General features: G+C 55.0%; 12 protein-coding genes. 11 read left to right on the top strand and 1 reads right to left on the bottom strand.

Annotation, left to right across the window (positions count from 1 at the left end; all coding sequences use genetic code 11):
* Positions 1–41: 41 nt before the first annotated feature.
* From recJ to ACFFSY_RS14845, 11 genes are all read left to right on the top strand, one after another.
* Positions 42–2,510, top strand: a complete 2,469-nt coding sequence (gene recJ / locus ACFFSY_RS14895; protein WP_377495280.1) for a single-stranded-DNA-specific exonuclease RecJ — start codon at positions 42–44, stop codon at positions 2,508–2,510.
* Entirely contained in the window at positions 2,507–3,019 is a 513-nt protein-coding gene (locus ACFFSY_RS14890) for an adenine phosphoribosyltransferase (protein ID WP_377495278.1), read from the top strand. The genes recJ and ACFFSY_RS14890 overlap by 4 nt, the downstream gene beginning before the upstream one ends.
* 281 nt (positions 3,020–3,300) lie before the next feature.
* Positions 3,301–5,484, top strand: coding sequence for a RelA/SpoT family protein (locus ACFFSY_RS14885; RefSeq protein WP_377495276.1), 2,184 nt, complete (start codon positions 3,301–3,303; stop codon positions 5,482–5,484).
* 23 nt (positions 5,485–5,507) lie between these two features.
* Entirely contained in the window at positions 5,508–5,951 is a 444-nt protein-coding gene (gene dtd, locus ACFFSY_RS14880; protein ID WP_377495274.1) for a D-aminoacyl-tRNA deacylase, read from the top strand.
* A gap of 21 nt (positions 5,952–5,972) precedes the next feature.
* Positions 5,973–6,224: a hypothetical protein gene (locus tag ACFFSY_RS14875; RefSeq protein ID WP_377495272.1), complete on the top strand. Its 252-nt coding sequence runs from the start codon at positions 5,973–5,975 to the stop codon at positions 6,222–6,224.
* Positions 6,225–7,209: 985 nt separating this feature from the next.
* Positions 7,210–8,457 carry a histidine--tRNA ligase gene (gene hisS / locus ACFFSY_RS14870; RefSeq protein ID WP_377495270.1) on the top strand — a complete coding sequence of 416 codons (1,248 nt, stop codon included), beginning with the start codon at positions 7,210–7,212 and terminating at the stop codon, positions 8,455–8,457.
* Positions 8,458–8,497: 40 nt separating this feature from the next.
* Positions 8,498–10,315, top strand: a complete 1,818-nt coding sequence (aspS, locus tag ACFFSY_RS14865; protein ID WP_377495268.1) for an aspartate--tRNA ligase — start codon at positions 8,498–8,500, stop codon at positions 10,313–10,315.
* A gap of 100 nt (positions 10,316–10,415) precedes the next feature.
* On the top strand, positions 10,416–11,171 hold the full coding sequence (locus ACFFSY_RS14860) for a tRNA threonylcarbamoyladenosine dehydratase (protein ID WP_377495266.1): 756 nt from the start codon (positions 10,416–10,418) through the stop codon (positions 11,169–11,171).
* A gap of 250 nt (positions 11,172–11,421) precedes the next feature.
* Positions 11,422–12,768, top strand: coding sequence for an Nramp family divalent metal transporter (locus tag ACFFSY_RS14855; protein ID WP_377495264.1), 1,347 nt, complete (start codon positions 11,422–11,424; stop codon positions 12,766–12,768).
* A gap of 221 nt (positions 12,769–12,989) precedes the next feature.
* Positions 12,990–14,300, top strand: a complete 1,311-nt coding sequence (locus ACFFSY_RS14850) for a replication-associated recombination protein A (protein ID WP_377495262.1) — start codon at positions 12,990–12,992, stop codon at positions 14,298–14,300.
* 273 nt (positions 14,301–14,573) lie between these two features.
* Positions 14,574–15,887 carry a hemolysin family protein gene (locus ACFFSY_RS14845; protein WP_377495260.1) on the top strand — a complete coding sequence of 438 codons (1,314 nt, stop codon included), beginning with the start codon at positions 14,574–14,576 and terminating at the stop codon, positions 15,885–15,887.
* Between the two features lie 101 nt (positions 15,888–15,988).
* Here ACFFSY_RS14845 and mnmA read toward each other — a convergent pair whose 3' ends face one another.
* A complete protein-coding gene (gene mnmA / locus ACFFSY_RS14840; RefSeq protein WP_377495258.1) occupies positions 15,989–17,104 on the bottom strand; it encodes a tRNA 2-thiouridine(34) synthase MnmA in 1,116 nt (371 codons plus the stop codon).
* Positions 17,105–17,284: the final 180 nt, after the last annotated feature.

Here is a 17,284-nt window from a genome sequence, read left to right as displayed (position 1 = left end):
GTTTTTGTTGGAAGCATTTACGAGGAAGGAAGATGCGTCTTTTGATACGGTCAAAGACTCGCTGGAAGCTGTCCGTGCTGAGCGCGGAGGAAGAACGGCAGGCTGAGGGGCTGGCGACGGCTTTGAAGCTGCCGCCGCTTGTGGCCAAGCTGCTCGTGCAGCGCGGCGCTAGTGACGTGGAGACGGCGCGAACTTTTCTTTACGGCGGTGAAGAATGCCTGCACGATCCTTTCTTGCTGAAGGATATGGATAAGGCCGCGAAGCGGATTCGGCAGGCGGTAGAGAACGGGGAGCGCGTCCGCATCTACGGCGATTACGACGCGGATGGCGTTTCCTCCACAACCCTCATGATTTATTTGTTCCGCGAGCTCGGCTTGCGCTTCGATCACTACATTCCGCATCGGACGCTGGAGGGCTACGGGCTGAATGAGAAAGCGATCGATGCCGCGCACGAAGCGGGCGTGACGCTGATCGTCACGGTCGATACGGGCATTAGCGCCGTTCATCAGATCGCCCATGCGAATTCGCTCGGTATCGACGTCGTTGTCACCGATCATCATGAGCCGCCCGAGACACTGCCGGATGCGTACGCGCTTGTTAATCCCAAACAAGAGGACTGTCCATACCCGTTTAAAGGGTTAGCTGGGGTGGGCGTTGCTTTCAAGCTGGCGCAAGCGGTGCTTGACCGCCCGCCGATGGAATGGGCGGACGTTGTCGCGCTCGGGACCATCGCGGACTTGATGCCGCTGACGGACGAGAATCGAGTGTTGGTGAAGCATGGCATCGACCGCCTTCGGCAGACGGATAAACCGGGATTTCGCGCATTGATGGAAGTGGCGTCCATTGATGCTGCCAAGGCAACTTCCACGAACGTCGCTTTCGGTATGGCGCCGCGCATCAATGCGGCTGGCCGGTTGGCCCATGCTAACGCGGCGGTGGAGCTGTTGACAGCCGGCAACGAGGAGACCGCTGCCGGGCTCGCGCACGAGCTGGACGTATTGAACAAGGAAAGGCAGCAGGTGGTGGAGAACATCACGGCCGAAGCCAGCCTGCTCTGGGAAGCCAAGTGCTCCGCAGCACGCAATGCAGGGAACGCGGAGCCGAGCGTAATCGTGCTTGCCGGAGAAGGCTGGAACGCCGGTGTGGTCGGCATCGTAGCTTCGAAATTTATCGAGCGTTATTACAAACCGACGCTCGTATTGGGCATCGACGCGGACACCGGTATGTGTAAAGGTTCCGCTCGCTCGATCGACGGCTATGATCTGCATGCTGCGCTGACCGCTTGCGACGATCTGCTTGACCATTACGGTGGTCATCAGGCGGCCGCGGGCATGAGTCTGCACCGCGATCAACTCGATGCATTCGAAGAACGGCTTGGCCGCTTGGCGGACGAGTGGTTGACGCCCGATGACTGGGTGCCGAAGACGACGATCGATTTGACCTGTCATATCGAAGAAGCGACTCTCGATATTCTAGAACAATTGTCTGTACTGGAGCCGTTCGGTGTGGAGAACCGTTCGCCACGGCTCCTTCTCGAGCAAGCTGTTATTGCCGACCGACGGATTATGGGCAAGGATCGCAAACATCTGAAACTTGCGCTTGCCGGCAGCAAGAAACTGCTCGATGCGGTCGGATTCGGGTACGGGCCGCTAGCAGATCGTCTGTCGGACGGCGCGCGCATCCGATTGATCGGCGAACTGACCGCGAATGAATGGAACGGGCAGCGAAAGGCGCAGTTCATGATCCAAGATTTATGCGTCGAGCACGTGCAGCTGTTCGATTACCGCTCCGAGCCATCCCCGATGCAAGGGTTCCGGAAACTCATGGATGAGGCGAGAATCGGCCATGCTAGAACGTGTGTCGTCGTACCGTCAGACGCGTGGAAGCGTGCCGCGGAAGAGGCGGTGGAACATTCGTCTATTCGGGAACGAATGCATGTCGTGACCCATACGGACTGGCCGGCGGAGCCGCAGACAGAATATGAGACGCTCGTCTTGCTTGGGACGCCGCCTTCGGCTTCCGCGATCGAAGAAGCAATTCGCGGTTGCGTTACGATCGAAAGCGTGTATGCTTTATATAGTCAGCCCAAAATGAATGGTCATGGTCATGCAAGCAATCGTTCTTTTCATCCGAGCCGGGAACATTTTGGCAAGCTTTATCAGACGCTTCGCCGCTTGGGCGACATGCCCGAGGAAGGTGCTGGCGAGAGATTGTCCGTCATGCTCGGCTGGCCGGTCGAGACAATCCGATTCATGTTCGCCGTCTTCGGGGAGCTGGAGTTGGTTGCTCTCTCAGACGGTATGGTCCGGCTAACAACCCCGCCGTCGAAGCGGGATTTGACGGAGGCGCCATCCTATAGGCAAAGGCAAGCCGACGCGGAGCAAGGCGCGATACGTTACGCCAATACGGCGCAATACGCCGAGTGGCTGGCGACGCGAAGAGATCAGACATCATCCATTCATCATCAAACCAAATCGAGTCAACAACAAGAAGGAGTGGCAGTAACATGAATTTCAAAGACTACATTCGCGTCATCCCGGATTATCCGCAACCGGGCATCCGCTTCAAGGATATCACGACCTTAACGAACAATGGTGAAGTATACAAAGCGGCGATCGAATCGCTTCGCCAAGCGGTAGCGGACAAGGACATCGATCTTATCGCCGGGCCTGAAGCACGCGGCTTCATCGTCGGCGCTCCACTCGCGGTCGCGCTCGGCGTCGGCTTCGTGCCGATCCGCAAGAGCGGCAAACTTCCGGGCGAAGTTGTGGAAGCAAGCTATGACCTCGAATATGGCAAAGACAAGCTGGCGATTCACAAGGACGCGATCAAACCGGGACAACGCGTTCTGATTGCGGACGACCTGCTGGCAACGGGCGGCACAATCTCGACAACGATCAACCTGATCCGCCAATTGGGCGGCGAGGTTGTTGGATCGGCTTTCCTGATCGAACTTTCGTATCTGGATGGACGCGAGAAGCTCGAAGGTATCGATACGTTTTCTCTCGTTACGTATTAAGACAAGCTGCGGCCAAACCGCTCGACTCTCGGGGTCGAGCGGTTTTTTGATGTACTCAACCTGTCATTAATTGTAGTTATATGTCGAAAGTGCGTCTTAGTAGGTATTCTTGTTTCGACTCCGATTCGAGTCCAACCCAGCCTATGGCTTCGTCGACCGTGGTGGCCGATATAGTTGACGTCATGCGTCCTATGAGGGCATAATAGGAGAAATACGAACTGCGGCCGCGTTTTTCTGCATGACGAAGGCGTTGGTTTGACAGGATCCGAAAGGGACGTTTCATGGGCATAGAGCAGTTACTTGAAAAGGCGTCGACATATCTGAAGGAACAAGATATTACGCGCATTAAAGAGGCTTACGATTTTGCCGAAGCGGCGCATCACGGCCAAGTTCGCAAATCGGGAGAACCTTATATTTTGCATCCCGTTGCCGTTGCCGAAGTGCTCGTTAATATGCAAATGGATGTACTGTCGATCATAGCTGCGCTGCTGCATGACGTTGTCGAAGACACGACAGTTCCGCTGGCGGAAGTACGGGAACGTTTCGGCGAGACGGTCGCGATGATTGTCGACGGATTGACGAAATTGGAGAAAATCCAGTTCCGCTCGAAAGAAGAGCAGCAAAACGAGAACTATCGGAAGATGTTCCTGGCTATGGCGCAGGACATCCGCGTTATTTTGATCAAATTGGCCGACCGGCTTCATAATATGCGAACGCTTAAGTACCAATCCGAGGAAGCGCAGCGACGCATCGCGTACGAGACGCTCGAGATCTTCTGCCCGATCGCGCACCGCCTTGGTATTTCCGCCATTAAGTGGGAGATGGAAGACATTGCGCTTCGTTATTTGAATCCGCAGCAATATTACCGGATCGCGAACCTCATGAAGAAGAAGCGGGTCGAGCGCGAGCAGTACATTAGCGACGTCATCGGGCGGATCACGGAGAAGCTTGAAGAGATGGGCATCGAAGGCGATATTTCCGGGCGGCCGAAGCATATTTATAGCATTTTCAAGAAAATGAACGACCGGAACAAGCAATTCACCGAGATTTACGATCTGCTCGCTATCCGCATCATCGTCGACAATATTAAAGATTGTTACGCGACGCTTGGCATAATCCATACGCTGTGGAAGCCGATGCCGGGCCGGTTCAAGGACTATATCGCCATGCCGAAGGCGAATATGTACCAGTCGCTGCATACGACGGTTATCGGTCCGACGGGCGAACCGACCGAAGTGCAAATTCGGACATGGGACATGCACAGGACGAGCGAATACGGGATCGCGGCGCATTGGGCGTACAAAGAAGGCGCGGTCGTGCCAGGCAACAATTTCGAGGACAAAATGACGCTGTTCCGCGAAATTATCGAGCTTCAGCACGAAGCCAGCGATGCTTCCGAATTCGTTCAATCGCTGAAGATGGATTTCTTCTCCGACCTCGTGTTCGTGTTTACGCCGAAGGGCGAAGTGTTCGAGCTGCCCGCGGGATCGGTTCCGCTTGATTTCGCGTACCGCATTCATACTGAGGTCGGGAACCGGACGATCGGCGCCAAGGTCAACGGCCGCATCGTTCCGCTGGATCATAAGCTTAAAACCGGGGATATCGTGGAAATTCTCACGTCCAAGCATTCGTACGGACCGAGCCAGGACTGGATCAAAATCGCGCAATCCTCTCATGCCCGCAGCAAAATCAAGCAGTGGTTCAAGAAGGAGAAGCGCGAAGAGAACGTGGCCAAAGGCCGTGATATGCTTGAACGCGAGCTGAAGCGTCTCGGCTTGGAGGCGCCATCGTTCATGGCGGACGACAAGCTGTTGGAAGCGGCCAACAAATTTACGTTCAACGACATTGACGACATGCTTTCCGCTATCGGTTTCGGCGGTATTACGGCTGCACAGATCGTCACGAAGTTGACGGAGAAGCTGCGCAAAGAGGCCGAGGAAGCGAACCAGCTCGAGCTGACGACGGAGAAGCGGGAAGTAAAGACGGCTCCCGCGCTGCGCAAGACTCGCCCGACGCTTGGCGTATCGGTCAAAGGCGTAGACAATCTCCTTGTACGGTTCGCGCGCTGCTGCAATCCGGTGCCCGGGGACGAAATTGTCGGCTATATTACGAGAGGACGCGGCGTATCCGTCCATCGAATCGACTGCCAGAACATTCAAGCCGAGACGGAAGGCGAGGAAGCGGCGCGCGTCATCGAGGTGGAATGGGAGCAGTCCGTCGAGGCGAATTACAGCGTCGATATCGAGATTACCGGCTATAACCGCAATGGCTTGCTGAACGAAGTTCTTCAGGCTGTGAACGAGATTAAGACGAACATCGCCGCAGTTACGGGGCGTTCCGATAAGAACAAGCTGGCTTTGATCCATATGACGATTCTCATTCGGAATATCGAGCATTTGAACGCGGTCGTGGAGAAGATCAAGCGGGTGAAGGACGTCTATACGGTACAGCGCATTATGCAGTAGGTACAAAGCGAGGGCAAAGGGACATGAAAGTGGTCGTACAACGCAGCAAAGCCGCGTCCGTTACGGTAGACGGCGCGATTGTCGGCGCGATCGACAGCGGCTTAGTGCTGCTGGTCGGCATTACGCACGAAGATACCGAGACCGACGCGAAGTGGATGGCTGACAAAATCGCGGGTCTTCGCATTTTCGAAGACGAGAACGGGAAAATGAACGGTTCCGTTATCGATGCAGGCGGCTCCATCTTGTCAGTATCGCAATTTACACTGTATGGTGACTGCAAGAAGGGCAAGAGGCCTAATTTCATGGCGGCTGCACGCCCCGAGAAGGCAGAGCCGCTCTACGAAGCATTCAATGACCTGCTGCGTACCATGGGCTTGACGGTAGCAACGGGCCGCTTCGGCGCGATGATGGACGTCTCGCTCGTTAACGATGGACCGGTTACGTTGATCGTCGACAGTCGGGGATAGGACATTTTCGGGCGATTAAGAATGATCGAACGGGCAACACTAGACACGTACGACTGCTTTAGTTTCAGCAGCGATATCGACGTGGAAGGGGTACGCGCGGTCATGCATCAGTCTCGAAAAGAACAAGGCGTTGAGCGCTCGTCCAGACGGCTGCTTCAGCCGGATCGGCGAGAAGCGCTTATTTTCTCCGAGCTCGAAGAGGACATCGAAGCAGCTTCGGAATGGGCGGTCGGGGGCGTAGCGCCTAGGCGAGGCGAGAACGGATCGGTGTAGGAGCGGGCGGGCAGCGAGTGCTGTCCGCTTGTTTTGCGTAAGGCGCCGAACGCAATCCAATTTGACGCATGCACAGTGTAACAAGCCATCACAGTTGGCTAGCAAACCAATCGGCGCAACCAAGCCATCTCCGATGGCCCGCAAGCCAATCACTCGAAGAAGCTCGCCAATTGGTTTGCATTCAAAATCTCCGATTATGAATGCAAGCCAATTGGCGCTCCCTGAATGTTGCATGCCATCTTCGATGGCCCGCAAACGAATCCTCGACGAATGCAAGCCAATCGTCGTCAGCACATTGTTGCAAGCCATCTTCGATGGCGCAACATTTTTGCGTAAACGCTTCAATTTTTGTAACCTTCCTGTAATTTGTTTTCAATGTTGCTTTAACATGACCTGTCTATAATAGATTTCGACCCCCTTTTTTGAATACAAATACTTTGGACCTGCAGCGTTGTTGCAGGTTTTTTTCTGTCTATTTGGTGATGTGCGGCGGCGCTGATTGCGGTTTATTGGTTATAGCATGTCCTCGCTTGGGCTATAATGTGAGTAACATTGTTTGGACATGAGGATGTAAACCCTTGACAGGCGGCATTGCCGTCGATACAATACGAGTTATATATTGTCGATCCAGTGATGGAACCGCGTCGTTCGATGACATCTACCCAGAGAGGGATTCCCCGGCTGCAAGAATCCTTAGTATGCGCGAACGAACAGACTTTCCGGAGGACAATCGGTGAACGGCTGCAGATAGCGGCGCTCATTAGCCGGTGTGCGTAGTCGGGCGTTAACCGATTCAAGCGAACTGCCGAGATTTTCTCGCTAGTTCGGAATGTGGGTGGTACCACGGTAGCAGCGATTCAAGCGAGCTCTCGTCCCTATGTCTGATATTCAGACGGGGCGAGGGCTCTTTTTGATACCTAACGAAGCGCGGATGGTCATTGGCCAACTGTCGCAGGATGTTCAACAAGCAGAAGGAGGGGTTGCGATGAGCTTTCAGAAACCACCGGGCACACAGGATTTTCTGCCGGGCTCGGTCGAGAAATGGCAGTTCGTCGAAAGTAAAGCGAGAGAGATTTGCCGCCGATACAACTTCCGCGAAATTCGGACGCCGATGTTCGAATCGACCGAGTTGTTTCAACGAGGCGTCGGCGAGACGACTGACATCGTCGAGAAGGAAATGTACACGTTCACCGATCGCGGCGACCGCAGCTTAACGCTTCGGCCAGAAGGCACGGCCGGGGCTGTTCGGGCGTACGTGGAGAACAAGTTGTACGGGGAGCCGGACCTGACGAAGCTTTACTATATCGGGCCGATGTTCCGGTATGAGCGTCAGCAGGCTGGCCGTTACCGCCAATTCCATCAATTCGGCGTCGAGGCGCTCGGTGCGGTTGATCCGGCGTTAGACGCGGAAGTAATCGCGCTGGGCTACACCTTCTACAAAGAAGTAGGACTGACAGGCGTGACTGTCGAGATCAACTCGGTCGGAACGCCGGAAGTTCGCGCAGCGTTCCGCGCGCGTCTGCTCGAATTTCTGAATCCCAAGCGCGAGCTGCTCTGCAAAGACTGCCAGTCACGCATCGACCGCAACCCGCTTCGCGTGCTCGATTGCAAAACGGATCAGAAGCACTTCGAAGATGCGCCGTCGATATTGGACAGCTTGGACGAGTACTGTCAGCAGCATTTTGAAGCGCTTCAGCGCCATTTGACGGCGATGGAAGTTCCGTTCCGGGTCAATTCCCGGCTAGTGCGCGGACTCGACTACTATACGCTGACTGCCTTTGAATACAAGTGCGAAGGTATCGGTGCGATCGACACGATCGGCGGCGGCGGCCGGTATAACGGCCTTGTTGCGGAGATAGGCGGACCGGATCAGCCGGGCGTCGGGCTTGGACTTGGTTTGGAACGCACCGTCATGCTGCTGGAGAACCAACAGGTTGAGCTGCCGACCTTGCACGCGATCGACGTATATATGGTCGCGCTTGGCGAATCGGCCGAGCAGGAAATCACGCGCATCCTCCATACGCTTCGCTCTAAAGGCATTGCGGCGGAACGCGATTACCAAGGACGCAAAATGAAAGCGCAAATGAAATCGGCCGACCGGCTGCAAGCCCGGTATACCGCGATACTCGGCGACGATGAGCTCGCGCGCGGCGAGATTGCGCTGAAGGAAATGGCAACAGGTCAGCAGCGCTTCGTTCCGATCTCTCAATTGGCGGACGAATTGTTGAAATAGGCACCACCCATTCTACGAATGCTAAAGGAGTCGAAGCTATATGATGCTCAAAACGCACGCATGCGGAACGCTTTCCAAAGCCCACGTGGGCCAGACTGTAACATTGAACGGTTGGGTGCAGCGCCGCCGCGACTTAGGCGGAGTCCTATTCATCGATCTTCGTGACCGCACCGGCATCATCCAAATCGTATTCAACCCGGACTTCTCGGGCGACGCGCTGGCCATCGCCGACCGGGCGCGCAATGAATACGTTCTCGCCGTACGCGGCACGGTCGTCGAGCGCGACGCCGAGACGGTGAACGCCAACCTAGCTACGGGCGAGATCGAAGTGCGCGTAACCGAAATCGAAATCATGAACGCGGCCAAAACGCCTCCGTTCCCGATCGAAGACGGCGTCGAGGTCGACGAATCGCTTCGCTTGAAGTACCGTTATTTGGACTTGCGTCGTCCGGAAATGCAGAAAACATTGATACTGCGCTCGAAGGCGGCTAAAGTATTCCGCGACTTCCTTGACGGCGAAGGCTTCATCGACGTCGAGACACCGATCTTGACGAAGAGCACGCCGGAAGGTGCGCGCGAATATCTGGTGCCGAGCCGCGTGCAGCCAGGCGAATTTTTCGCGCTTCCGCAATCGCCGCAAATTTACAAGCAGCTGCTCATGGTTAGCGGCCTTGAGCGATACTACCAAATCGCCCGCTGTTTCCGCGACGAGGATCTGCGTGCTGACCGCCAGCCGGAATTCACGCAAGTCGACATCGAGACCAGCTTCTTGTCGCAAGACCAGTTGTTGGAGATGATGGAGCAGCTCGTTGTCCGCTTGTTCCGAGAGACGAACGGCGTAGAGATTCCGACGCCATTCCAACGCATTACATATGCGGACGCGATGAACAAATACGGTTCCGACAAGCCAGATCTCCGCTTCGGCCTCGAGATGGAAGACATTACGGACATCGTGCGCGCAAGCGAAGTGAAAGTTTTCGCATCCGTTGCAGCGAGCGGCGGCGTCGTGAAGGCGCTCAACGCCAAAGGCTGTGCGAGCTGGAGCCGCAAGGAGCTTGACGACCTGCAGCCGTTCGCGGCGCGCTACGGCGGCAAAGGTCTGGCCTGGGTAACGGTGAAGGAAGGCGAGTGGCGCGGTCCGATCGTGAAATTCTTCAAGCCGGAAGAAATCGCGGCGCTGACGGAGAAGCTCGGCGTCGAGGAAGGCGATCTGCTCCTGTTCTCAGCGGACAAGAAGAAAGTCGTGGCCGACGTGCTGGGCAACCTGCGTCTGAAGATCGGCAAGGAACTTGGCTTGATCGACGAGTCCGCGTTCAAGTTTGCTTGGGTCGTCGACTTCCCGCTGCTTGGCTGGGACGAAGAAGCGAAACGTTACGTCGCGGAGCACCATCCGTTCACGCGTCCGAACGAAGAAGATGTGCACCTGTTCGACACCGACCCGGGCCAAATTCGCGCGCAAGCGTATGACCTCGTCCTGAACGGCTATGAAGTGGGCGGCGGTTCCATGCGGATCTTCAACCGCAATGTACAAGAGAAAATGTTCCAGGCGCTTGGTTTCTCGCCGGAGGAATCCCAATCGAAGTTCGGCTTCCTGCTCGATGCATTCGAATACGGCACGCCACCGCACGGCGGCATCGCGTTCGGATTCGACCGTCTTGTCATGCTGATGGCGGGTCGCACGAACCTGCGCGAGACGATCGCTTTCCCGAAAACAGCCAGCGCGACCGACTTGTTGACCGACGCGCCGACGGAAGTCGACATCTCGCTGCTGCAGCAGCTCCATATCCGCACGCTGCCGAAGCCGAGCAAACAACCGGAGCAGGCGGCCGCGGGCGCTGCGCCGACAGTACAATCCTAATCCTTGAAGGCGGTTCGGCCAGGCAACAGCGGCCGGGCCGCTCTCTTTTCCGTAATAAGCACGAAGGTACATAAAGAAGCCGACTAAGGAGGCACTCTAGATGCTGCATCAATTTTCCCGAACGGAACTGGCGATCGGTCCCGAAGGGCTTGATATCATGAAGCGAAGCACCATCGCCGTGCTCGGTATCGGCGGGGTGGGCTCGATTGCCGCGGAGGCGCTCGCGCGCACGGGCGTCGGCCGCATCATCCTGATTGACAAAGACGTGGTCGATATTACGAACGTTAACCGCCAGATCCATGCGCTCACAACGACGGTCGGTCAGCCCAAAGCTGATCTCATGCGCGATCGAATCCAATTAATCAATCCCGAGTGCGAGGCGATTTCGCTGCGCATGTTCTATACCGAGGAGACGTACGAGAAGCTCTTCGAATACCCGCTCGATTACGTGGTCGACGCATCGGATACGATTTCGTACAAAATTCATCTCATCAAGCAGTGTCTCGATCGCAAAATTCCAATCATCTCCAGTATGGGCGCCGCGAACAAAATGGATCCGACGAAATTCCAGATTGCCGATATCTCGAAAACGTCGATGGACCCGATCGCCCGTGTCGTGCGGACGAAGCTGCGCAAAGACGGCATCAAGAAAGGCGTAAAGGTTGTCTTCTCAACCGAGCAGCCGAAGAAGCCGCGCGAGGACGTGACGCAGCGCATCGTGCCGGAGAACGCGCCGGAGATTCGCAAAGCGCAGCAGCCGCCGGCGAGTAATGCATTCGTGCCGCCTGTAGCCGGTCTGATCATGGTCAGTGAAGTGGTGAAAGACCTATTAGCATCGGGTGGCGTCGACATTTAGACGACCACCAGCCTATCCTGCGCATTAATTGATGAAAAGACGCCTGAGAAGGAGCATTTGCTCGCTTGGGTGTCTTTTTTGCATATAAACTTGCCTTGCGTAATAAAAGTTGCCTTTGACAAACTTTCTTGGAGGAGTACAATGAAATTGAAATCATTTTATATTTTCCTGCATATCCTTAACTACAGAACGGTAGATCCAACGGTATTCACGGTAATACCCTTGTAGAAGAAACGCGAGGTGAGTCATAATGGCGAATCATTCTTTACCGAATGCAAGTACCCAAGGGTGGCGGCAGGAGGGCGGTCAGCCTTCTCTGGCGGAGGTTCATCGTTCCATGAACATTCCATCCCAGGGACCTTGGATCCGCAAATTTCTTGCTTTTGCAGGTCCTGGGTATTTGGTAGCAGTCGGCTATATGGATCCAGGCAACTGGGCAACCGACCTGGCAGGCGGTTCCATGTTTGGTTACACGCTGTTGTCGGTTATTTTATTATCCAACTTGATTGCGATTTTGCTGCAAGCACTCGCCGGCAAGTTAGGGATCGTAACGGGACGCGATTTGGCGCAGGCGTGCCGGGATCATTTTAGCAAACCCGTCGTTATCGGATTGTGGCTGCTGGCGGAGCTTGCGATCGCGGCTTGCGACTTGGCGGAAGTGATCGGATCGGCGATCGCCCTTCATCTGCTGTTCGGCATTCCGATTATATATGGCGTCATCATCACGGTCGTGGACGTCTTTATCGTCTTGATGCTGCAGAATAAAGGGTTTCGTTATATCGAAATTCTCGTCGTGCTGTTGATCGTAACGATCGGCGGCTGCTTCCTCGTCGAGCTGATCTTGTCGAAGCCGGATATGGGCGGCATCGCGCGCGGGTTTATCCCGACAAGCGAGCTCGTTACGAATCCATCGATGCTTTATATCGCGATCGGTATACTAGGCGCAACGGTCATGCCGCATAATTTGTATTTGCATTCATCCATCGTACAGACGCGTAAGTTCGAGCAGACTGAGCTCGGCAAACGCCAAGCGATCCAATTTGCGACGTGGGATTCGAGCATCGCCTTGTTCTTCGCATTGTTCATCAATGCAGCCATCCTGATCATTAGCGCCGCGACCTTCCACGCTAACGGGTTCACGGAGATCGCCGACATCGAGGAAGCGTTCCACATGCTGTCGCCGCTGCTGGGTACGACGATAGCCGGGATCCTATTCGGGGTCGCGTTGCTGGCAGCCGGCCAGAACGCGACGCTGACGGGTACATTGGCAGGTCAGATCGTCATGGAAGGGTTCTTGAACATTCGAATCCCTTCGTGGCTGCGCCGGCTAGTCACGCGTCTGATCGCGATCATCCCGGCTGTTATCGTGACCGCGCTCTATGGAGAGAAGGGGACGACGGATCTGCTCATTCTCAGCCAAGTCATTTTGTCCCTCCAGCTATCCTTCGCGGTCTTCCCGCTGGTCAAATTCACGAGTGATCGTACAAAGATGGGATCGTTCGTCAATCCGCTATGGATGAAGGTACTCGCTTGGAGTGCGGCTGTCATTATCGCCGTGTTGAACGTCATCTTGTTAGTGCAGACCTTTACGCAATAAAGCGAAGCAAGCGATAATAACATCTTTCGATTTGCAAGATGAACAGCGATAGAAGCCTTTCTGATAACCGATCGTGCCGTCCTTGTACGGAGCGAAAGCGGGTAAAGAAGGGCTTTTTGGCGTTATTCGGCCATTGGCGAACATCTGTGCGAGTGTGCTATGATGAACAGTACGATAGAAATGGGATTCGGAACTATTTTTGCGGGCAGGTGTGAGAGACAGTGGACTTATTCTCCTATCAAGAGGAAACGGCAGCGCCACGAGCCAAGCTGCTAGCCGATCGGATGCGACCGGAGACGATTGAAGATTATATCGGACAAGAACATATCGTAGGACCAGGTAAACTGCTCAGGCGGGCGATTGAAGCGGATCAAGTGTCGTCAGTTATTTTGTACGGCCCGCCGGGCTGCGGGAAAACGACGCTCGCGCACATTATCTCCAAGCGGACGAAGGGCATCTTCGTGAAGTTGAACGCGGTGGATGCTTCCGTCAAAGACGTGCGGGAGGTTATTGAGGCCGCTCGCACGAACAAGGCGATGTACGACCGCAAGACAATTTTGTTCCTCGACGAGGTTCACCGCTTCAATGCTTCGAGACAAGACGCGCTGCTGCCGGCCGTTGAACAAGGCATTATCATTTTTATCGGGGCGACGACGGAGAATCCGTTCCATTATGTCAACGGGGCGCTCTTGTCCCGTTCCACCTTATTTCAGCTCGAGGCGTTGACGCGTCATGACGCGATGACTGCGATGCGACGGGCGATTGCGGATAAGAGCCGGGGATTGGGCTTCATGGATATCACGGTTGAAGAGGAAGCGCTCGAGCATATCGCAAATATGGCCGGTGGCGATATCCGCCGCGCGCTCAATGCGATTGAGCTGGCCGCGGTCACGACGCCGTCGCAGCCGGATGGATCGGTGCATGTGACGCTGGCTGTCGCCGAAGAATCGATTCGCAAGCCGACGATTCGCGCGGACGAGTCGACGCAATATGACGTGCTCTCCGCATTCCATAAGAGCGTCCGCGGTTCGAGCGACGCGGCGTTGTTCTGGTTCTTATATGCCGTTGAGCGGCTGGGCATGGACCCGATGACGTTCTTAAGACGGTTGATCGTCGCATGCAGCGAGGATATCGGCCTTGCGAATCCGCAAGCGATGGTGCAGGCGGTAACGGCAATGGACGCGTACCACAAGATTGGCTGGCCGGAGGCCAAATACAATATCGCCCAGGCAATCTTGTTCGCCGTGGAGAGTCCCAAATCCAATGCCGCCGCATTAGCCATCGGGAGCGCTATGACCGCGATCGAATCAATCGGCACAGCGGAAGTGCCGCTTCATCTTCGCGACGCGCACTATAGCGGTGCACAGCGCCTTGGCCATGTCGGCTATCAATATCCTCATGATTTTCCGGGTCATTACGTGAAACAGCAATATTTGCCGGACCGACTTGATGGCAAGCAGTTCTACAAGGCGACCGCACAGGGGACAGAGGACAAGATCCGGCAAAATCAAGCGAAACGCGTCGGTAAGTAGCAGGAGCGGGACATAAACGTGAGCAAAGGGGAGTAATCGGCGCATAATGGCCGACCTTTACCGAATAAACATAGGTTACGAACCGATTTCGGGGCAGACGCACCGTTCCCGCGGTTTGACGCGGGATGCTGGATTCGTCTAATCTTATATTATGGCCCTAACCTACATTTTTTTATCCAAAAGGAGGTGTACCTGTCACCGACCGCCGCACGCATCTGGCACTCGGTTGGCAGGAGTTTCTTGAGTGACCCGTTACCCATATGGTTGAATGGAATGTTGATTTTCGTGCTTGTCTTTTTGAACGGCTTTTTCGTCGCGGCCGAGTTTGCGATGGTGAAGGTTCGAATCAGCCGAATCGATACGCTCGTATTGGACGGCAACAAGCGCGCGCGGTTCGCATCCAACGTAACTACGAACTTGGACGCGTATCTGTCCGCTTGCCAGTTAGGCATCACGCTCGCTTCGCTCGGCCTTGGCTGGATCGGGGAGCCCGCGATCGCGGATGCAATCGAACCGATTCTTCGGAAGTTGAATTTCGGAGATGCGCTCATTCACACCATCGCGTTCATTATTGCGTTCTCCGTCATTACGCTGCTGCATATCGTGCTGGGAGAATTGGCGCCGAAGACGGTTGCGATCCGCAAATCGGAACAGGTTACACTGTGGACCGCTATGCCGCTCATCGTTTTTCACAAAATCATGTATCCGTTCATATGGTTTCTCAATGGCACCGCTAACAGGATATTGAAGCTGATCGGGATCGAGCCTGCGGGCGAACATGACTCGGCTCATACAGAAGAAGAGATCCGAATTCTCATGAAAGAAAGCCACAAGTCCGGTCTCATCAATAATACGGAACTAACGCTCGTGGACAATATTTTCGATTTCGCGGAGACGAACGCAAGGGAAATCATGATTCCGCGCACGGAAATGACCTGCTTATATACGAATCTCCCGTTCGCGGAGAACAAAGAAATCGCGCTGCGCGAGATGCATACGCGCTACCCGGTGTGCGACGGAGACAAGGACAATATCGTCGGCTTCGTCCATATCAAAGATATGCTGAAATATGCGGCCCAGGGTGTGACGGACGTGCACTCGATTCTGCGGCCGATCACGACCGTGCCTGAATCCATGCAGATCAGCACGCTGCTCAAGCTAATGCAGAAGAAGAAGACGCAAATCGCGATTCTTATCGATGAATACGGCGGAACGAGCGGTCTGGTTACGTTGGAAGACATTATGGAAGAGATTGTCGGCGAGATTCAGGACGAATTCGACGAAGAACGCCCGGATATCGAGCGCCGCGACGATTCAACCCATTCGATCAACGGTTTGATGCTGATCGAGGAAGTGAACAGCTATTTCGGTCTGGATATCGAGACCGACGATTACGATACGATCGGCGGATGGCTGTACTCGCAGATCGAGATTCCGCCGACACGCAATCAGCGGATCGGGCTGCCGAACGGCTTGGAATTTATTATCGAAGAGACAGATCATCTGCGAATATCCCGTATCCTGCTTCGCAAGCAGGGCAACCGACTTGACACCGGCTCTGGCGGGCTGCAGGCGGAGACCGGCTGAGCAAGCTGATGGGAACCGGCATTCATTGTTCATCGATCATATGACTTCAAACCAAAAAAAGGCAGATCCCTCAAAAGGATCTGCCTTTCGTTATGCAGCAATTAAGCTTGCGGTTCGAATTGCACTTGATCGATCGTACCGCCGCCCAAGCAGACATCGCCGTCATAAAAGACGACCGCTTGTCCGTGCGTGATCGCTTTCTGCGGGGCGTCGAAGACAACGTCGGCCGTCTCGCCGTCCGGGCGGAACGTAATCGTGACGCCTTGGTCCGGCTGACGGTAACGGAATTTGGCCGTACATCGGATGGAGCCTTCCGGCAGCGCCCCGTCTATCCAGTTGACGCCGGTTGCAGTCAAGGCATAGGAGTAAAGGCTAGGGTGCTTGTCGCCTTGTACGACATACAGAATGTTTTCTTTCAAATCTTTGGAGGCGACGAACCAGGGCTCGCCCGTACCAGATCCGCCAATGCCGAGACCTTGACGCTGACCCAGCGTGTAGTACATGAGACCGTCGTGTCGGCCCTTCTCCTCGCCAGTCACCAGATCAATCATCGGGCCAGGTTGGGCAGGCAAATATCCGCTAAGGAATGTCTTGAAATTACGTTCGCCGATGAAGCACACGCCGGTGCTGTCTTTCTTCTTGGCCGTCGCAAGTCCGGCTTCTTCCGCCAGACGGCGAACTTCAGGCTTGGGCAGATGACCGATCGGGAACATGGCCTTGGCCAGCTGGTCTTGTCCGAGCGCGTGAAGGAAGTAAGTTTGATCCTTATTGCCGTCCACGCCGCGAAGCAGGCGGGTCGTTCCGTCGGCATTGCGCTCTACTCGGGCATAGTGGCCGGTAGCCAAATAGTCGGCGCCCAGATCGAGCGCTTTCTTCAAGAAATCGCCGAATTTGATTTCGCGGTTGCACATGACGTCCGGGTTCGGGGTGCGGCCGCGGCGGTATTCATCCAGGAAGTAGGCGAATACTTTGTCGTGATAGGCTTGTTCGAAGTTAACCGTATAGTAGGGAATGCCGATCTGTTCGCACACGCGGCGCACGTCCTCCGCGTCGTCTTCGGCCGTGCAGTGGCCGAACTCGTCGGTGTCGTCCCAGTTTTTCATGAATATGCCGATCACGTCATAACCCTGCTGTTTCAGCAATAGGGCGGTCACGGAAGAATCGACGCCGCCGGACATGCCGACGACGATCCGGATTTTGCTGTTATCTTGACTCATCGTACAATGCACACCACCTTCTATGATAAAACGGGCGGGACTTTCGCCCCGCGCCGCAAGTTTCTCTATTGTAGCATACTTGAAACGTATTTTTCATGAGAATGTCATGCTTTTTTAACCAAAACGCTCGAGGATATGTTAACATAGATATGATATGGGAATACCAAGTTTTATGATGGT

This window comes from Paenibacillus aurantiacus, from assembly GCF_042431225.1.
In the GTDB taxonomy this organism is placed as follows: Bacteria; Bacillota; Bacilli; order Paenibacillales; family Paenibacillaceae; genus Paenibacillus_Z; species Paenibacillus_Z aurantiacus.
The sequence above is the reverse complement of the archived record's forward strand: the minus strand, read 5'-3'. Positions and strand labels throughout refer to the sequence as shown.